The organism is Sporosarcina sp. FA15 (assembly GCF_051550195.1).
GTDB classification, from domain to species: domain Bacteria; phylum Bacillota; class Bacilli; order Bacillales_A; family Planococcaceae; genus Sporosarcina; species Sporosarcina psychrophila.
Window position 1 is genome coordinate 1,607,460 of record NZ_CP188818.1, and the last position, 18,237, is coordinate 1,625,696.

An 18,237-nucleotide genomic window follows, 5' to 3' on the forward strand; every position below is an offset into this window, starting at 1 on the left:
GGAAAACGACTACAATGTCGTCAATGATTTCCGGAGCTGTATAATTTCCCTGGCCAGCTCCAGCGCCCGGGTATGATCATTTATTTTTTCTGCTTCTTTCGATTCATGGATCTTTGCATGGATTGTCAAACTAATTTTATATTTTTCAAGGTGACTGATACAATCAGCTATTTCTTCCGCAGCGTGTTCAGGATCTCTTTCCACCATTGCAGATTCTAATACAATTTTTCTAAGTTCTCGGTCTTCCAACGATTCCGCAAACCTGTGGAAATCAGGTATTCCGTGTTGTTCATAAAACCCAGCGAGCCGAATGAAGATGGCAACATAATCTTCTCGAACGAACAGGTTTTGCTTGTCCAATCGTATTCGATCAAACAATTCCCCATCACTTAACAGGTGAAAGAGCAACAATCGCTCTGCACGCTCAGTACCGGTCTTCTTTCTGATTGGAACAGTAGGTTGGGGACGCATAGTTTCCCCATGCTTTGGTTCTGTTTTTGCTTTCTTCGCTTGATGTCCCGCCATTTTTATAAACTGCTGATTAATGGCTTCGATTGATACACCAGTCACGGTTGAAAGCTGCCGGAAATAAAGATCCCGCTCTACTGGCGATGAACGCTTCGCTAATTCTTCCAATACTTCATGGATATATTGCAACACATCGTTTTCATAAGATAGGTTCTTTGATCGCTTTGCATATGCCATTATGAATGACATGAATGAATGGGGATTACCGATGACCTTTTCGCGAAATGCATCACCGCCATGCTCTGTGATGTAGTCGTCGGGGTCCATCTTTCCAGGCAACAACGCGATTTTAACATCCAACCCTTTTTGGGTGGCCATGTCTGCGAATCGTTTTGCCGCTTCCCATCCAGCATCATCTCCGTCACAGCAAATGATAAGATCTTTAGCAATTCTTTTTAATTTCAGCAGATGTGTATCTGATAAAGATGTGCCCATTACGGCAACACTATTCGTCACACCAGCACGATCAGCCGATATCGTGTCCATAAATCCTTCAAACAGTATTACTTTACCCGTTTTCCGGACGTTAAGACGTGCATTGTGAAAATTGTACAGAATATGACTCTTTTCGAATATTGGGGTTTCGGGACTATTTAGGTATTTGGCTTCCTGTTTTGAACCGGTAAGTATACGTCCAGAAAATGCTACAACGTTACCATTGTCGTCATGAAGCGGGAACATGATACGTGCTCGAAATCTGTCAAAATAGCCAGTCCCATCGTCTTTCATGATGCAAAGCCCAGCACGTTCCATATCCCTCATATCGAAACTCTTACGCTTTAGTAGACCCGACAGCGCTTCATTATCATTTAGCGACCACCCGATTCCATATTTTTCGATACTCTCTCTCGTAAACCCTCTTTTTTCAAGATATTCTAGTGCTTCTTCACCTTCTACAGTGTTTAGGAGTAGATGACTATAAAAGTTTGCAGCAAGAGCATGCGCTTCAATCATAGATTTAAATTCATTATGCTGCTTTGCTCCGGATCCTTCACCCACTGTAGCATCGATTTCAATACCAGTTCGTTCAGCGAGCTTTACAACGGCTTCGGTGAAAGGGCTATTTTCAATATCCATAATGAAGGTAATCGCATTTCCACTAGCGCCACATCCGAAACAATGGAAGAGTTGTTTATCTTCTGTAACTGAGAAAGAAGGTGAACTTTCATCGTGAAACGGGCAAAGCCCGAACCAGTTCTTTCCTCTTTTTGTAAGTTGCACATATTCTCCAATTAAATCTACAATATCAGTCTTTGATCGGACGGCTTCTATAGTCTCTTCTGGTATTCTCGTCATCCTATCACCAACCACTCTATCAAGATTAAATTCGAGATAGTATTCAAAAACCCTTCATTTTCGACAAAATATTTTCGATTATGCTCGGAATCTTTCATACTACACTAATAGTAAAGCTTTATCTCTATATGAACCTCATATTTCAAAAAAAATTCTTCATCCGCAAAAGAAGAACCAACCCGTATTAGCGGTCGGTCCTTCTACATCACTGTGTCCTGATTATGAATACCCTTCCACCTCAGGATTAACAGTAACTCCCACTTCTTGCTTACGAATGACGATTCGTAAGCTCACTTAGTATAACATTTGCAGTTTCCTCTACAGCCCGGTTTGTTACATCGATAACATTGCAACCGATTTTCGAGACGACATTATTAAAATGCGTAATTTCAGCTTCAATCCGCTCAACTCGCGCATAATTCGCATCATCTTTTAAACCAAGTGCGATGAGACGTTCTCTGCGGATGAAGTTTAGTTTTTCCGCAGAGATAACAAGTCCGTAACATTTAGCTGGGTCAATCATAAATAGTTCTTCCGGCGGCTCGACTTCAGGTACTAGTGGAACATTCGCCACTTTAAAACGTTTATGTGCAAGGTACTGCGATAAGGGTGTTTTCGACGTTCTTGAAACACCTACTAGAACAATATCTGCTCTCAAAATACCTCGCGGATCCCTACCATCGTCATATTTAACGGCGAATTCAATTGCTTCAATTTTTTTGAAATAATCTTCATCAAGTTGCCGCACAAGTCCAGGTTCTTCTAATGGCTTTTCACCAAGTTCCATACCTATCCGTTCGATAATTGGCCCAAGGAGATCGATGCACTGAATTTCTTTAATTCGACATTCTTGCTTTAGTTTTTGACACATTGCACTTTTCACAAGCGTATAGATAATGATTGCATTTTGCTGTTTCGCTAAATAGACGATTTCATCAAGTTGCGATTCATCCTCTACATGTGAAAACCTTTTAATTAATACGGTTTCTAGCCCTTGTCTGAATTGACTTGCCGCTGCTTTTGCAACAAGGTCGGCCGTTTCACCGACTGAGTCAGAAACGATGAACAAAATTAGCTTCTTCATAGTATCCCCCTCATAATTCGTGATCATCCGCAAGTGATAGGAAGGCTGCAGTAATATTGGTTTTGGTTACCCTACCAACAACTTCAAGCCCTTCCCCATTGTCAACGACAACAGGTAGCGAATCAATTTGCTGGTCTATCATTTTCTTCGCCGCATGAAGGAGCGTATCCTGCTTATCACAATACGTAATATTTGGCATTCTCGTCATAATGACATGGACCGGAATTTTCTCCAATTCATTGTTCCCAAGACTCGTTCTTAGTAAGTCTTTCCTCGAAAGAACTCCGGTAAGAAATGAAGATTGATCGACGACGAATAATGTCCCAACATCTTCTAGGAACATTTGACAAATTGCATCATAAACCGAAATATTTTCTTCCACAACGACCGGAATTGACTGAAAATCACGCACCCTCATGCCGGTCATACTGTCAGCAACTGATTGGGCAGGTCTTTTTCCCGAATAAAAATAGCCTACTCGAGGTCTTGCATCCAAAAAGCCAGCCATTGTTAAAATAGCTAAGTCAGGACGGATTGTAGCCCTCGCTAGCTTAAGCCGCTCCGCGATCTGTTCGCCAGTAATTGGGCCATCTGCTTTAACGATTTCAAAGATTTCCGTCTGACGCTTATTCAGTTCCATATATGTCACCGCCCTAAGCGTTCAATTGTTTATCCTTGATTATTATATACGAAGACGCGAGCTATTGCGAAGAAATCGGAACCATGCTAAACTAAGTTAGAATTGAATAGGCGAAGATAGGTCTATGAGTAATGTCAAATTGAAGCGAGCGGGGATAGTGAAAGCCCGTACCGACATGAAACGGCAACCTGGAGCTAATGCACTATTAAAGAGGGCTGTTCGTCAGCCAATTAGGGTGGAACCGCGGGTAATCATGCACTCGTCCCTGGACATATGTCCAGGGATGGGTGCTTTTTAATTTGTTTCAGCATAAGCCCCCGCTGAACAAAATTAAAGCCTCCGGCGGATGTCACAGATTTTGAGGGGAATTATTTGAGCAAGCTCAATTCAAAATCTGGACGCAAATCCGCCAAGGCGTATTTGATTAATAATTGGAGGGATTTATTATGTCAATGGAACAAGTCGTTAACTTAGCAAAGCAAAGAGGTTTTGTTTTCCCAGGCTCTGATATTTACGGAGGTCTTGCAAATACGTGGGATTATGGCCCACTTGGGATTGAATTAAAAAATAATATCAAAAAAGCTTGGTGGCAGAAATTCATTCAAGAATCGCCGTATAACGTCGGTCTTGACGCGGCTATCCTCATGAACCCGAAAGTATGGGAAGCTTCAGGTCATATCGGAAACTTCAACGATCCGATGATTGACTGTAAAAAATGTAACACACGTCATCGTGCTGACAAACTAATTGAAGACGCACTTGATGCAAAAGGTATCGAAATGGTTGTCGATGGTCTATCTTTCGATAAAATGGCAGAACTTATCAACGAACATAACGTTGTCTGCCCTACTTGTAGCGCTATGGACTATACAGATATTCGTCAGTTCAACTTAATGTTTAAAACATCACAAGGTGTTACAGATTCATCAGCGAATGAAATTTTCCTTCGCCCTGAAACTGCACAAGGTATCTTCGTAAACTTCAAAAACGTACAGCGTTCGATGAGAAAGAAAATGCCATTTGGTATTGGACAAATCGGAAAAAGCTTCCGGAATGAAATTACACCTGGAAACTTCACATTCCGTACGCGTGAGTTCGAACAGATGGAACTTGAATTCTTCTGTAAGCCTGGCGAAGATATGGAATGGTATGCTTTCTGGCGTGAATTCTCAAAGCAATGGTTATTGAACCTTGGTTTGACAGAAGGCAATATGCGCTTACGTGAACACGATGAAGACGAACTTTCGCATTACTCAAAAGGAACTGTTGACATCGAGTACAAATTCCCGTTTGGTTGGGGTGAACTATGGGGCATTGCGAACCGTACTGATTTCGATTTGAAACGTCATATGGAACATTCCGGTGAGGATTTCAACTACCTAGACCCTATCACAAACGAGAAATTTGTACCTTATTGTATCGAACCTTCACTTGGTGCGGACCGTGTGACACTTGCGTTCCTATGCGATGCATTTGATGAAGAAGAGCTAGAAGGCGACGACAAACGTACTGTTCTTCGTTTCCACCCAGCGCTTGCACCGGTAAAAGCTGCGATTCTGCCATTATCGAAAAAACTCGCGGAAGGCGCAGATGAAGTCTATGCGGAACTGCGTAAACATTTCAACGTTCAATACGATGATGCACAATCAATCGGTAGACGCTACCGTCGTCAAGATGAAATTGGAACACCATTTTGTATTACGTATGATTTTGATTCCGAAGAAGATCGTCAAGTGACAGTTCGTCACCGCGATTCTATGGAACAAACACGTATGCCTATTTCAGAAGTGAAAGATTATATTGCAAAACAGCTTGAATTTTAATCTATCCTAACGTGAAAAAATTCAGATGAAAGACTAAACCACCTGCCACCAATGAATTTGGTGTCAAGTGGTTTTATTTTATTCAAATTCGTATTTCTAAGGGAATAATTATATCTATTTTACCACTTTGATACTATAAAAAATAACAGGTACAAATGTCAATTTGACCAATATGGGGGACGTTGAAATGAAAAAAAATTTGATCACTCTCCAATTTTCCATCCATCCGATGACTAACAACTTTATCGAAATCATAAAAGGTGCACTCCAAGGAGTCAACACTTCAAATGTGACAATGTCTACAGACGACGTAGCTTCAACTATGATTGGCGAGCAGGAAGCTGTCTTTGACGCTGTGAAAGCGATGATAATTCACGCCTCAAAAAGTGGAACTCATATAGCATTCAATGGTACGTTTTCCTCGGGATGTCCTTCGGTAGTTCATGAATTCCATGAACCTTCCGAACAAAAATTCCGTATTAATCAAGAATCATACGCTCCATTTCAACAATATGTTTCCGCTAAGTTCAATTTATATCCTTTGGGTCAACCTGATTATATGGATAGTATAGGCTCCGAAATTAGCCGGTTGAAAAACAGTGATTTGTACAATGCGACTTCAAAAAATGGTAGTGGTTTACACGGCGATGTTCACCCAGTATTTTTATTCTTAGAGGATAGTTTTTCAAGTGTTCAGTCACATGTAGTCATGACCGTGAATATGAGTGTGAATAGTCCCTCGCATAAGAACGTTTAATTTTAGGTGACAATCGGCCATACATCGAATTTCGATTGACTGATGCACAATGATGAGGACCGTATTTTGGATTAAAAGCAAAGCGTTCTCTAGCGGTGCAATCGGCACTGATCAACTCCAGGCAATCATTGAGAAAGAATTACTAAAACATGCCAACTGACATCATTCAAAAACCCCTTGTCTCTTATTGAACAAGGGGTTACATTTTCATTATCATTAAGAACCGATTTCACGATCTAATTGTTTCAAAAAACCTTCCATATAGTCATGTCGTTGCTCCGCGAGCCGCTTCCCTTCTTCTGTCACCATCAACTCTTTTAACAGCAACAACTTTTCATAGAAATGTGTAACTGATGCCGTTTCCTTGCTACGGTATTCTGTTTCAGACATATTAACACGAACCATCTCGTCTGTATCGTATAGCTTCCTTCCCCTTGCACCGCCGAACGCAAATGTGCGTGCAATCCCAATAGCACCGATTGCATCAAGCCGGTCTGCATCGCGCACAATGGCTCCATCGATGGACGTGATGTCCTTCGCATTACCACCACTGAATGACACGCTTTCAATACACGCTACTACTTTCTTAGTTAATTCATCTTCGAGACCAATTTCCTGTAAAATGTCTAGGATGGATGGGTTGTCATCTGATTTATATTTAGCATCTTCGATATCATGCAACAAAACAGCAAGACGGACAACTTCCTCATTCGCTGAAGGCTCCCGAACCAAGATTTCTTCCGCATTTTTCATTACGCGTTGGATATGAGCGAAATCATGACTTGCATCGAACTTATTGTAAATTCCAATGACTATCTGCATGCATTTTTCAATCGTTTTTATCATATAATCACTCCTATAAAAAGATTTTTTATGTGAAAATGCGTCTGAATATTTAGGCATATCGTTGACGCACAATGTCGATTCATGTATAGTTGATGCATCCATGTTTCTAATGGATGGGACATCGAATCGCCGAGGAGGAATATACATGTACCAGGGAAAAGTCAAATGGTTCAGTAATGATAAAGGCTATGGTTTCATCGAAGCGGATGACGGGGAAGATGTGTTTGTCCACTTTACCGGTATTCTATCTGAAGGCTTTAAAACGCTTGATGAAGGACAATCCGTATCCTTCGAAATCATCGAAGGGAATCGCGGTCCTCAGGCAGCGAATGTCTTAAAACTTGGAGATGAATGATCGAACACAAAATCCCGCTGATGCAATTTCCAGCGGGATATTATTTTGTGTTTTTATTCATTTCCTGGCCTAGAAACCGAAGCTGCTCACCGATTGTACACACGGTAATACAAAACTTATGTGATCCCGACTTCCCTTTGTCTTTTGACAGCTGTGTTTTCAGGAAGCAGCCATCGCAATAGGCATCTAGAATTCCATCTATTTCATTCATAATAATTGTTTTATTCATAATGACTACCCCCAAAAGACGCGATTCATATATTCTAATACTATTTGAACACTGGTGCAACAATCCAATTAAATCGAGGTGCTAAATCAAATGATTGAGTTGTACGTAGACGGCGCAAGTGCAGGAAATCCCGGGAAAAGTGGTATTGGAATTTTCATAAAAGGTGAGGGACATGCAATAAAGTTATCCGAAAAAATCGAACCTACGGATAATCATTCTGCCGAATTCCAAGCACTGTTACGCGGCTTGGAAGAAACATCCAAACTGACGACTGGCATGGTATCAGCTCGTTCTGATTCCCAAATCGTTGTCATGGCCGTGGAAAAGAAATTCGTGAAAAATGAAGCATATAAAGAATACTTGAAAAAAATACTTGAGTTTGCAGACACGTTTGACTTTTTTTTCATCAAATGGATTCCCGATGTAGATAACCGTGCTGCAGACGCACTTGCACGAGAAGCAATTCACAAAAAAGACTGAACAGTTATCTGTTCAGTCTTTTTTGTTAGGCTTTCATAAAAGTAACCGTATTCTCCGATACATTATACAGCGCCCATTCTCGATCAATGACGACTGCCCCTACATTCACGAGGACCTTGTCACCACTTACATCATATGGAATTCCAAATTCAATTGCTTCATTCACACCATTTCGGGATAATTTGGACGTATGACTATGCCCATAAAACACGGGAGATTCATCCACGTCCGCTTGAATAAGCGCCCACGGTTCACCGCCCCATTTCCACTGATGACCATGGATTATTTTAGCCGTCGCAATGTCCAGCATTTCCGGCATAGTGCCCAGTTTTTCTCGAAGCGGATCGTCTGTTTCTGTAATCATCATTATTCGGTCTTCCTGATTGCCGCTAACCGACAAGAATGTTAATAGCTCGGTAAACCCTTCTGGAATGATCATAACGTCTTTAAGTTTCGTAAACTTCTGATCAGTAATATTCTTTTTACTAATTATGCATTCAAACAGATCGCCCGTCCCGACACGGACTGCTTCGGGATACTTCTCCGAAATATCCATGAGTACTTTTTCTAAATCCTCTTTAGAGGAATGTATGTCACCAAGAAGTGCATAATGCATTTATAAGCCTCCTGAAAGTCAATCTTTTTCGACTTTGACCCCTTGTTGTGATATCCAGTCGCTATAGCTTCCGACATACAGACGGGCCTTCTCATAGCCATTGTGTTTGAGTAAAGCATATAATGGGGCTGCTGTTACACCGCTACCACAATAAACCGTTACTTCTTCTGCCGGTTCCACCACAGTATGCAATTGCTCTCTTACAGCACCATCCAAATTGAAGGCGCCTCCTTTTTTTAATTGCTCCCAGTCAAAGTTTAGCGCTCCTGGAATCCGTCCAGCGATCGGGTCTATTGGTTCCTTCTCCCCCCGGTATCTCTCTGCTGAGCGGGCATCTAGCAGGACACTCGCTGTTTTTCCAGCCACTGTTTCTTCAACGTGCTCTCTAGGGGCATAGATTGTTTCATCCCACTGAGGAGTAACTGAAGTCCTCAGTGGCTCCGGTGGACGATTATCTAAAGGTAAACCCGCTTCTTTCATTGCCTGGAATCCTTCAAGTGCGATATATGAATTGTTAAATCCAGCATATTGCAATAGCCACCAAGCACGAGTTGCAAAAGGGCTTCCACCGTCATCATAAACGATGATTTGGTCGTCAATTGAAAGTCCACTCGTTCTGAAGAGCTCGGTCAAAGTCGCCTTCTCTGGCATCGGATGTCTTCCTTCCGATTTCGTCATGTCGGACAAATCATGTTCGAGATCCCAGTAAACTGCCCCTGTTACATGGCTTTTTGTGTATTTCTGCTTGCCTTCATCCGCATCTTGCAATGAAAAACGTGTATCTACCCATTTGAATTTAGCATGATCAATATCTTTTATCGAAACAAAAACGGTAGCCAATCAAACCCACTCCTCAGTTTGTAGTTTCTCATATACTGTACGCCATTCGCTTAGTTGTTCCGTTCCTTGAAGAAGTGTTCGCTCAGAGGCAATCTGATTCAAACTCTCTTTCAACAAGTGCTGTCTAAGCCCTTCCGCTTCACTGTCAATCCAACGGTCTGCCCACTTTTCAAGCAGTTCTTTTTCAAGCCCAAGATAGATTGATGCATCTGTCTTCAATAATTCTTCCAGTCGTGCTTTCAAGATATCGCGCTCTCCCTTTTCGAAGAATGCTTTCTGATTTTTGAACAATCGGTTGACACTTCTATATTTATTAGAATCAGTGTATGGAGCTCCGAAAGACAACATATCAGCATCTTGTGGTTCATACGGTGAAGGTGCTATGGAGTTATCTTTTTCATATAACCCCGAAATTTCTAAACGCTGCCGATTTGTCAACTGCTTTTTCATGAAGTTTAGCATCCGTAAATTTGTCACCTTAAGCTCTTGTGTCAAATCAAATCCAATCATCTGCACGGTTTCAGCGAGTGCACCATTCAATGCCCGGTCTGCTGAATTGTTAACGAAAACAGATGGACTGTATGCCTCTTTGAAGAAATCACCAAAACGTAAAAATACACGTTGTAAAATGTAATAGACAAGTTCGCTTAGTTCATCATGAGTCGCTTTTGTTAGCACTTGTGTAAACTTATGTGCGAAATGTTGACGCACTTCTCCTTCAAGTTTGTTCAATTCGTCCAATCTTTCTGCCTTACGAGTTCGATTCGTTTCTGTCCGGCTAATAAGTGACGAGAGTCGTTCAATCGTTTTTAACGCCTCTTCTTCGAGTGCCTGAACAGCAAGTCCTTTTAGATCGTGTTCAAGGAAATGATGGAATTCTTCTTCAAAAGGCGCCATAAATGGATCCATCCGATTATCCACTTTCGCCTCGAGTGCCTGCAAACTTGAAATGCCATGAACTCTAGGATTACGGATACCAAACTTCCGTAGTTCATCCCCTACGAACGTTTTAACTGCTTCCGCCTCTTCCGCGTCAGATGCAAGGTCAATTGCATTGACAACAAAAAACATCTTATCAAGCTCGAAAGCATCCTTCACTCGACCAAGCTGGACTAGGAACTCCCTGTCTGCCCTCGCAAATGCATGATTATAATACGTGATGAAAAGAATCGCATCCGCATTTCGGATATATTCAAATGCAACATCGGTATGACGCGCATTAATGGAGTCGGCCCCTGGTGTGTCAACGAGGGTGATTCCTTTCCTAGTCAATTCACAATCATAGTAGAAGTCAATTGATTCGACGAAACAGCTTCGGTCTTCTTCAGCAACAAATTTAACGAATTCTTCCTGCCCGACCTTAATAATTGTGCCAAGTGCTTCATGATAAAGAGGATACCCTCTCTTGAATGCGGCAATAAATGCTTTATGGATATGGAGACTCTCATCCGTCAATTCTGTATTTAGTGCATCATCTGCTTTTTGAAAAGCATCAGTCAACGATGTTGCGCCAACACCAAGTGCTTCAAAAGAGCGGAAAACATCTTCTGTCATCCGGTCTGTTGTTTTCAATAAAATATCGGCCGTTTTATCTTCTTTTCCCACTGAAATCGGACGTATTCGATTGATGGCTGCAGTAGTTGGATTTGGAGAAACCGGTAAGACATTTTCACCAATTAATGCATTGGAAAAAGATGATTTCCCTGCACTAAACGCACCGAATAGTGCAACAGTGAATTCTTGCCCATCTAGTCGGTCAGCTTTTTTTCGAAGGTAGTCTGCTGTTTCCATAAAACCTGGAATCGCTTCAACCGAATTCGCGATACGAATAGCGTGCTTAACCACTGAATCTGAATCCAAAGTAGCTACTTCTCGCTGAACTTGCTCGACTTCTGCCGTGTGGTCAGAGGTATTCTCTAGGATAAGTACTTCTTCCGCTTCGTTGTATTCGACTAATTGTAGCGTTTTCTGTACTTTCCACTGTTGAAGAAGTGCATTGACTTCCGCAGTCGAGCCTATAATTTCATGTTCGAGATTTGCCAATTGAGCTTCCACTTCACTTACCTGTTGGATTGCATGTAACTTCTCATCCAATCGGTACACTTTTTGTTCAAGAATACCAGCGTTGTCATTCCCCGCTACTAATGCAATTTCGGACATTGCGTGTTTCCAATCCTCGGTCATTCGTCTAAATGTGGCTTGAATCGTTGTTCTCATGCGTTCAGAATAGTTGAGGACGGTGTCGCCAGTTATGGTATCAGATACATTAAACTCTTTTTCTATATCAGAAAATGGGATCGTTAAGTTGATTTCGTCAATCACTAGTGATTGCTCATCCGTTAAAATCCCCGCTTCTTTCAACGATTTTTTCATAAGCGTCTTTAGATGGACTTCAATTTGGGCATGAACAAGTTTGCCCATATTGTCAGCAAGTGCATCTTTCCTTCGTGCCTTTTCTTCCGCCGTCTTTTTCGCACCGAACAAAATACCAACTTTAAATCTAGACGACAGCGATTCCAAATAGTTTTTCAGCAGTTCACGTGTTTCATATGGTGTAATTGCCGCCCCTTGCAATAGGTCATTTCGTTCTTTTTCAAATGTTAAAGAAAATGCATCCCCCGAGAGAAGCTTCAGCATTTTTTTAGATTCTAAAGCCTCTTCTTGAAGCTCAACTTGCTTTGTCCATTCATCTTCTAAAACAATCTCGGAGAATGTGTTTTTTCGTTCCACTATTTCATCAGACAAGAATTGGCTATGCTCATCCTTCAGTTTTACTAACGTCATCTCAGCATTGTCGACGAATCGTTCTTGCCAGTTTTCCATCGACCCATCAACAATCGCTTTCACGGCACTAAAATCATTATGCGGGTGCGTTAAATCTTTCAATGAGGTATAAAAAATCCCTTTCGGTACGACACCCCACATTTTAAATGAATCCTCAACCGATTTTTTGAACTCCACAAATGGTAACTCACTGTCACGGTGTTTATCAATTTGGTTGATAATCAAATAAACGTTATCGTTGTAACGCATCAATTCTTTCGTGAAACGGAAATTCAATTCCGATTGCACATGATTGTAATCCATCGTGTAGAAGACGAGATCCGCGAGATGCAGTGCGGATTCTGTCGAAAGACGATGTGCATCATCCGTTGAGTCCACACCGGGTGTATCCATAACGGTAATTCCTTCTGGTAAATTCGATTCCGTATGACCAATTTCAACGAGTGAAACGGCCGCACCATCCTTACTAAACGACTTAACGGCAGCCGGAAATCCGTGCCCGCCGTATTTCACTGCGGTACCGTCCGTATGATGGATAATAGCAAAATCCGTTTCAGTTTTCCGCACTTTCACAATGTTAGCACTTGTCGGAATCGGGCTTGACGGCAGTAAGTCTTGGCCAGTCAACGCATTGATCATCGACGATTTACCGGCGGAAAAATGACCGGAAAATCCAATCGTATATTCTTTATCTATGAGTTTTTTGGCGAATAACGCCGTTTTCTTAAAGCGGTCTTCATCATCATTTTTTTGAAAAACTAGGCCGTATGTCGCGGCTTGTTGTAATAAGTTATCTAATTCTGGCATTTATCTTTCGATCCCTTCGTCAATTGCTCTTTTTATCATACCATTTATCGGCGTTCGAATTATCAACAAATTTTTCTGTGCATATTTTGTCGTTTTTTGTTTATTCTACCTTTCGTCATGATATAATCGACCTATCGTTATATTTCAGAAAGGCGGAAGCTAAAATGAGCACTTCGAAGAATGTACAAATGATTTTAAATGGGACAATCTCTTCACTATCAACTGTTATTCCGGTCAAATTGGATGTCCTTGCTCCGTCGATTACAGTTCAACCGTATGAACAAAAAGAGATAAGCGTCTTAATTGGACTTGTCGGAGGCATAAAAGGAAGGCTTATCATTGATGCATCTTTAGACGCCATTAATACGATTGGACAAGCAATGTTTGGCATGTCAATCGAAGGTGAAATGATTGAATCATTCACAGGCGAGCTTGGCAATATGGTTGCTGGAAACTTATGTACAATACTCGAAAAAGACGGCCTCATCCTTGATATTTCCCCCCCTACCGTGATGACGGGAACAACGAAATTTTATGGCTTCAAACAGGCATTTAAATTGCCAGTCAAGATCGACGGCGGCGGAATGTTGACTGTCCTATTAACAATTGATGAAAATTAAAGTTCACTAAAAACAGTCCCCTCCCTGGATTATTTCGGGTTCACGGGACTGTTTTTACTTTTTATAAGTTATATAACTTCGTGTATTTTTCAGATAAGTAATCGGCTAAATATTTGGCGTTCAATCCTTCACCTGTCGTATCTTTAATAATTTCAAGTGGCAGTTTCATCTTGCCGTATTTGTGAACATGTTCAGTTAACCAGTCAAGAATCGGGCCAAAATCACCATTTCCACAAAGTTCATCAAAATTAGGTAGGTCTTTTAACATTGCCACTTTCAATTGAGCTGCGTACATATAGCCAAGTGCATATGACGGGAAATAACCGAAGGATCCGCCAGCCCAGTGAACGTCTTGTAAAATACCTTCACCGTTATTTTTTGGACGGATACCCAGGTATTCCTCATATTTATCATTCCAAATTTCAGGAAGGTCTACCACTTCATAATCGCCGTTAAAAATCCCTTTTTCAATTTCATAACGAATCATAATGTGAAGTGGGTACGTCAGTTCATCTGCTTCAATCCGAATAAGCGATGGTTTTGACACATTGATTGCACAAAGGAAATCTTCGAGCGCTACGCCTTCAAACTGTTCAGGTGATTGGCTCTTTAATAAATCAAAATTATACGTCCAAAAGTTTTCATTATGTCCGACAAACTGTTCATAGAATAATGACTGCGATTCATGAATCCCCATCGAAGTACCATCTGCAACTGGTAATCCTTCAAGTTCTAAATCAATATTTTGTTCGTAAAGTGCATGTCCACATTCATGAATTGTTCCAAAAACGGCGGAACGGAAATCATTTTCATCGTACTTCGTCGTAATTCGGACATCCCCTATATTGATGCCTGTGGCAAATGGATGAACGGTTTCATCCAATCGACCTGCATCGAAGTCATAACCAAGTTGCTTCAATATCTCATGACTGAATGCTTTCTGATTTTCTTTCGGAAATTTTTTGAATAAAAATGACGTATCGGGTTGGTTACCTGATTCTGAAATTTTCTTCACAAGTGGCACGATTGTCTCTTTCAATTGGCCGAAAACTTCATCGATGATGTCTGTTGTCATCCCCGGTTCATATTGATCGAGCAATGTATTGTACGGATTGCCATCTTTTTCTCCCCAATAGCCAATGAACTTTTTAGTCGTTGCCACGATTTTCTCAAGATATGGAAGGAACATGTCAAAATCAGCTTTCTCTTTCGCTTCTTCCCATGCTGATTCCGATTGAGAAGTCAGAACGACAAATTCACGGTACTCCTCCGCCGGAATTTTTTTGCTTAAGTCATATTCTTTTTTTACTTCTTCAACTGTTTTCAACAAAATCGGGTTAAGTGTGTCTTTCCTATTGCCTAGTTCCTCGAGATAGCCACCCATTTCCTCTGAGACACTCAATTTAAATAGTTCTGTCGATAATGTACCGACCGCTTCCGATCTTGCCGGAATGCCTTTTTTCGGTGCGCCCGTACGCATATCCCAATACATGATTGAAACGGCTTCTGAGTATGCACTCATTTTCTTTAGCAAAGCTACGAAATTCTCTTCTGTAGACATATCCATTCCCCCTTACTTACTATACTGGTCTTTATTTTAACATAATTCGGGCAACTCATATAGTCTCCTAGTAGGAGATCAGTTTTATTTCAGTAATTAAACTATGCTGAAATAAAACAATTAGCTAATGTCACGTCTGCTGATTAACCATTTTCTTGCATAAAAAGCAGGTAAGAAAGGCTTGAAAAACGCCATTTTAACTTGATCATTTCCGGTCCGCTTTCAGCGAAATAGTCATGACAACTTTACCGAGGGGCGAGTGCGGCTACAACGTTTAAGTGAAAAATACAGCTACTTTTGAAAAAAAGAGTAGATGACTCTTTATAAAGGTTGTAAGTGCCCGAAGATACAATTTCGGGCACTCTAGTACTTTGTACTAGGTGTTCCTTGCTTACTTTTAGTAAAGATTACGCGTATTATCATGCGATGTACTATAAGAAAGTGACTCTTCCTTAACTAAAAAAGACAAGACTATGGAGAAGACTTCAGCCGCCAAAATTGTATCTTTGGCGGCTATTATCCAAATAAAAAGTTCCGCTATTCTTTCGTTCCGGTTTAAGCACTTTGCGTACGTATACATTTGGAGAGCGACGGATGAATAAGCACCATACGATTATCGAAAAAGATGTTTAGGGATGCGATGAAGTCACATCCCTAAACATCAAGAAATCTCGATAATCGTATAGAGCCCGTTCAATCCAAAGCGATCCAAATATAATGTACATGAAGCGCCTGCTGTTTGATTAAGTTATTTACGGGTTGTTTTTGGTTAATCAACACATGTGAGTTAATGTAGAACCCCAAATTATATGTGCATGACTGAATCTTTTTTATAGGACCTATTCAGACCCTTAATAAGTGTTTTTTATTTATTGTCCTTCACAACATTTATACATTTCTTGTATAAACAGCACGAGCTGGACAGTCCTAAATAATAGCGTTTCCCTCAGAAATACAAAAAGGCCTCCCAATATTACTAGGAGGGCCTTACAAATTATAATTAAACTGTCATTTTCATTTTAACAGGGAAAATACTTTCAATTTCAGCTTTCATTTCCTGTTCTTTACCTTCTAGTAAAAGATGTACTGTTCCAGAATCGGCTGACGTCCGTATGAGTCGTCCTGCACCTTGGCGTAGCCTTAGTAGCATGAATGGTAAGTCTACTTCACGGAAAGGATCCTTAGCGTGCTGACGTCTCGCGTCGAACAACGGGTCCGATGGTGGTAATGGCAAATCGTAAATAATGACGCGTGTCAATGCATCTTGGGGAATGTCGAGCCCTTCCCATAAGTGATAAGAGCATAAAACAGGTACTTTCTTCTGTTGGAAGTCACGCACGATAGAAGACAATTCTCGTTCACCTTCGAAAGCGATACGGTCTTGCCACTCGCTAGGAACGCGCTCTTTGAAATGGTTCATCGCTCGTTCTGACTTGAAGAGAATCAGTGTTTGCTCTCCATCTTCTAAAAGTTCAAGCGCTCGCTTCGCTTTGCCACCGGCTTCTACATCCGTCGCAAATACTTCCATCACTTCATCATAATCAAATGGAGATTCCACTGAGAATGACAAGTAATCTTGGATACCAAGACCATCTGCCAAATAAGTAAACGTTTCACCGACTGATAATGTAGCGGATGAAAAGACGATTGGCGTGTTGGATGAAAACAGTTTCTCTCTTAAAATGTCCGTCACTAGACGTGGCATGATAACCAGTGTGGATTCGCCTTCGCGACCTTCAAGCCAGTCGACTGCATCATTTTGAGAGGTGAAGAGGTCCATTGAGTAAATGTATTGATCCAGATATTCCTCGACCATTCTCAAATCATATGCCGGAATGATATAGAGTTCACCTTCAAAAACAAATTCTTCAAGAAGCGCATTCGAGATTTTCACAACCTCTTTTCCAATTGCCAGAAGTTCAGGTGTTTTCTCAATCGCTTTCCGTTCATTCTCCGTTGTATCCGCAAGCGCATCGAGTAATTTAAAAAATGCTTCATGCGAATCAATTAGGCGCTCCATCAGTTGAAGTGTCGACTCTCTTATTCCATCGACCATAATTCGTTCAAGCAGATTTAGCAATGTACTATTTTGTACCTCATACGTCAAAGCACGCTGAGCCGAATACTCAAGAAGATGGCCTTCGTCGAAGACAATCATTGACGGTTCTGGTAATAATGGTAATTGTCCCTGTCTTTTACGGGATTCTTTTGTCCAAATATGCTCCATATAAAAATCGTGAGAACAAATAACGAGTTCGACCGATTCGCGATAATGATTTCGGTGAATTGTCTGACCACATCGATTACGAACATCACACGCAGCACATTGCTGGATGGGATGGAAGTTCACTGTTTTCCACTCTTCATCACTTAAATTTGGATAATCCGAACGTTCTCCGTAAGGAAAAATCGATTGCAATGAACCGGAACCGTAAACGAATTCAGGTAGTTCATCTGCCACAACATCAACATAGTCTTCGTCAATCGTATTACCCGCCTCTTCCAATCGTTTCAAGCATAAATATTGGTCACGTGATTTAGCAAGTCGAACATCGATATCAAGACCGAGCGCTTCACTAATTTTCCGGATATCACCGTCTTCTTTTACAAGCTGGTCAATCAGTGTCTCATCCGCACATGAAATGAGAGCCGGTTTGCCAGTATAGCGAGCATAAGCGATTGCAGGAAGTAGATAAGCAATTGTTTTACCTGTCCCTACACCCGCTTCCGCAAAAAGAACTTTCTTTTCTTTCAGTGCTTGTTCAATTTGGAACGCCATATAGATTTGTTCATCACGGCATTCAAATCCTTTTTCAGTCAGTTCATCGTATAACGTATCCCCTATCCAGTCGTTCAGTGACTCATAGAACGATTTATCTTTTGATAACGGGAATGGCATCTTGCTCTTCATCGTTTACCCCTTCCTTATTACATGCAAAAGGAAGAGGAGTTTCCCTCTTCCGCATTCTAT

General features: G+C 41.1%; 15 protein-coding genes. 5 read left to right on the forward strand and 10 right to left on the reverse strand.

Features of this window, described 5'->3' with window-relative positions:
• Positions 1–9: 9 nt before the first annotated feature.
• From dnaG to ACP8HG_RS07830, 3 genes are all read right to left on the reverse strand, one after another.
• Positions 10–1,824, reverse strand: a complete 1,815-nt coding sequence (gene dnaG / locus ACP8HG_RS07820; RefSeq protein ID WP_067210250.1) for a DNA primase — start codon at positions 1,822–1,824, stop codon at positions 10–12.
• A 268-nt stretch (positions 1,825–2,092) separates the two neighbouring features.
• On the reverse strand, positions 2,093–2,908 hold the full coding sequence (locus ACP8HG_RS07825; RefSeq protein ID WP_067210252.1) for a pyruvate, water dikinase regulatory protein: 816 nt from the start codon (positions 2,906–2,908) through the stop codon (positions 2,093–2,095).
• Positions 2,909–2,918: 10 nt separating this feature from the next.
• The gene (locus tag ACP8HG_RS07830) at positions 2,919–3,548 is read right to left on the reverse strand and encodes a helix-turn-helix transcriptional regulator (RefSeq protein ID WP_082786604.1); all 630 of its coding nucleotides are present in this window, start codon (positions 3,546–3,548) and stop codon (positions 2,919–2,921) included.
• Between the two features lie 443 nt (positions 3,549–3,991).
• On the opposite strand from ACP8HG_RS07830, the gene ACP8HG_RS07835 reads away from it, so the two are divergent.
• Positions 3,992–5,371: a glycine--tRNA ligase gene (locus ACP8HG_RS07835; RefSeq protein WP_187047908.1), complete on the forward strand. Its 1,380-nt coding sequence runs from the start codon at positions 3,992–3,994 to the stop codon at positions 5,369–5,371.
• Between the two features lie 187 nt (positions 5,372–5,558).
• Complete coding sequence (locus tag ACP8HG_RS07840) at positions 5,559–6,128, forward strand: YkoF family thiamine/hydroxymethylpyrimidine-binding protein (protein WP_438298459.1); 570 nt, start codon at positions 5,559–5,561, stop codon at positions 6,126–6,128.
• Positions 6,129–6,344: 216 nt separating this feature from the next.
• Here ACP8HG_RS07840 and ACP8HG_RS07845 read toward each other — a convergent pair whose 3' ends face one another.
• Positions 6,345–6,974 carry an HD domain-containing protein gene (locus ACP8HG_RS07845; protein ID WP_067210263.1) on the reverse strand — a complete coding sequence of 210 codons (630 nt, stop codon included), beginning with the start codon at positions 6,972–6,974 and terminating at the stop codon, positions 6,345–6,347.
• Between the two features lie 145 nt (positions 6,975–7,119).
• Between ACP8HG_RS07845 and ACP8HG_RS07850 the strand changes: the two genes are divergently transcribed.
• A complete protein-coding gene (locus ACP8HG_RS07850) occupies positions 7,120–7,329 on the forward strand; it encodes a cold-shock protein (protein ID WP_067210265.1) in 210 nt (69 codons plus the stop codon).
• A 40-nt stretch (positions 7,330–7,369) separates the two neighbouring features.
• On the opposite strand, the gene ACP8HG_RS07855 is transcribed toward ACP8HG_RS07850, so the two are convergent.
• Positions 7,370–7,558 carry a zinc-finger domain-containing protein gene (locus tag ACP8HG_RS07855; RefSeq protein ID WP_067210267.1) on the reverse strand — a complete coding sequence of 63 codons (189 nt, stop codon included), beginning with the start codon at positions 7,556–7,558 and terminating at the stop codon, positions 7,370–7,372.
• Positions 7,559–7,648: 90 nt separating this feature from the next.
• On the opposite strand from ACP8HG_RS07855, the gene ACP8HG_RS07860 reads away from it, so the two are divergent.
• Positions 7,649–8,038 (forward strand): ribonuclease HI family protein, encoded by a 390-nt coding sequence (locus ACP8HG_RS07860; protein ID WP_067210269.1) that lies wholly within the window; start codon positions 7,649–7,651, stop codon positions 8,036–8,038.
• Between the two features lie 25 nt (positions 8,039–8,063).
• On the opposite strand, the gene ACP8HG_RS07865 is transcribed toward ACP8HG_RS07860, so the two are convergent.
• The 3 genes from ACP8HG_RS07865 to ACP8HG_RS07875 are packed head-to-tail and all read right to left on the reverse strand — an operon-like array spanning position 8,064 to position 13,085.
• Positions 8,064–8,654, reverse strand: coding sequence for a metallophosphoesterase family protein (locus ACP8HG_RS07865; protein WP_187045107.1), 591 nt, complete (start codon positions 8,652–8,654; stop codon positions 8,064–8,066).
• Between the two features lie 18 nt (positions 8,655–8,672).
• Positions 8,673–9,494: a sulfurtransferase gene (locus ACP8HG_RS07870; RefSeq protein ID WP_187045108.1), complete on the reverse strand. Its 822-nt coding sequence runs from the start codon at positions 9,492–9,494 to the stop codon at positions 8,673–8,675.
• The gene (locus ACP8HG_RS07875; protein ID WP_438298460.1) at positions 9,495–13,085 is read right to left on the reverse strand and encodes a dynamin family protein; all 3,591 of its coding nucleotides are present in this window, start codon (positions 13,083–13,085) and stop codon (positions 9,495–9,497) included. It lies immediately after the preceding gene.
• A 164-nt stretch (positions 13,086–13,249) separates the two neighbouring features.
• Between ACP8HG_RS07875 and ACP8HG_RS07880 the strand changes: the two genes are divergently transcribed.
• Positions 13,250–13,705: a chemotaxis protein CheX gene (locus ACP8HG_RS07880; RefSeq protein ID WP_067210278.1), complete on the forward strand. Its 456-nt coding sequence runs from the start codon at positions 13,250–13,252 to the stop codon at positions 13,703–13,705.
• A gap of 61 nt (positions 13,706–13,766) precedes the next feature.
• Here the strand turns inward: ACP8HG_RS07880 and ACP8HG_RS07885 are convergent, their stop codons facing one another.
• Entirely contained in the window at positions 13,767–15,266 is a 1,500-nt protein-coding gene (locus ACP8HG_RS07885; protein ID WP_304626827.1) for a carboxypeptidase M32, read from the reverse strand.
• 1,000 nt (positions 15,267–16,266) lie between these two features.
• The gene (locus tag ACP8HG_RS07890) at positions 16,267–18,177 is read right to left on the reverse strand and encodes an ATP-dependent DNA helicase (RefSeq protein ID WP_067210284.1); all 1,911 of its coding nucleotides are present in this window, start codon (positions 18,175–18,177) and stop codon (positions 16,267–16,269) included.
• Positions 18,178–18,237 lie beyond the last annotated feature (60 nt).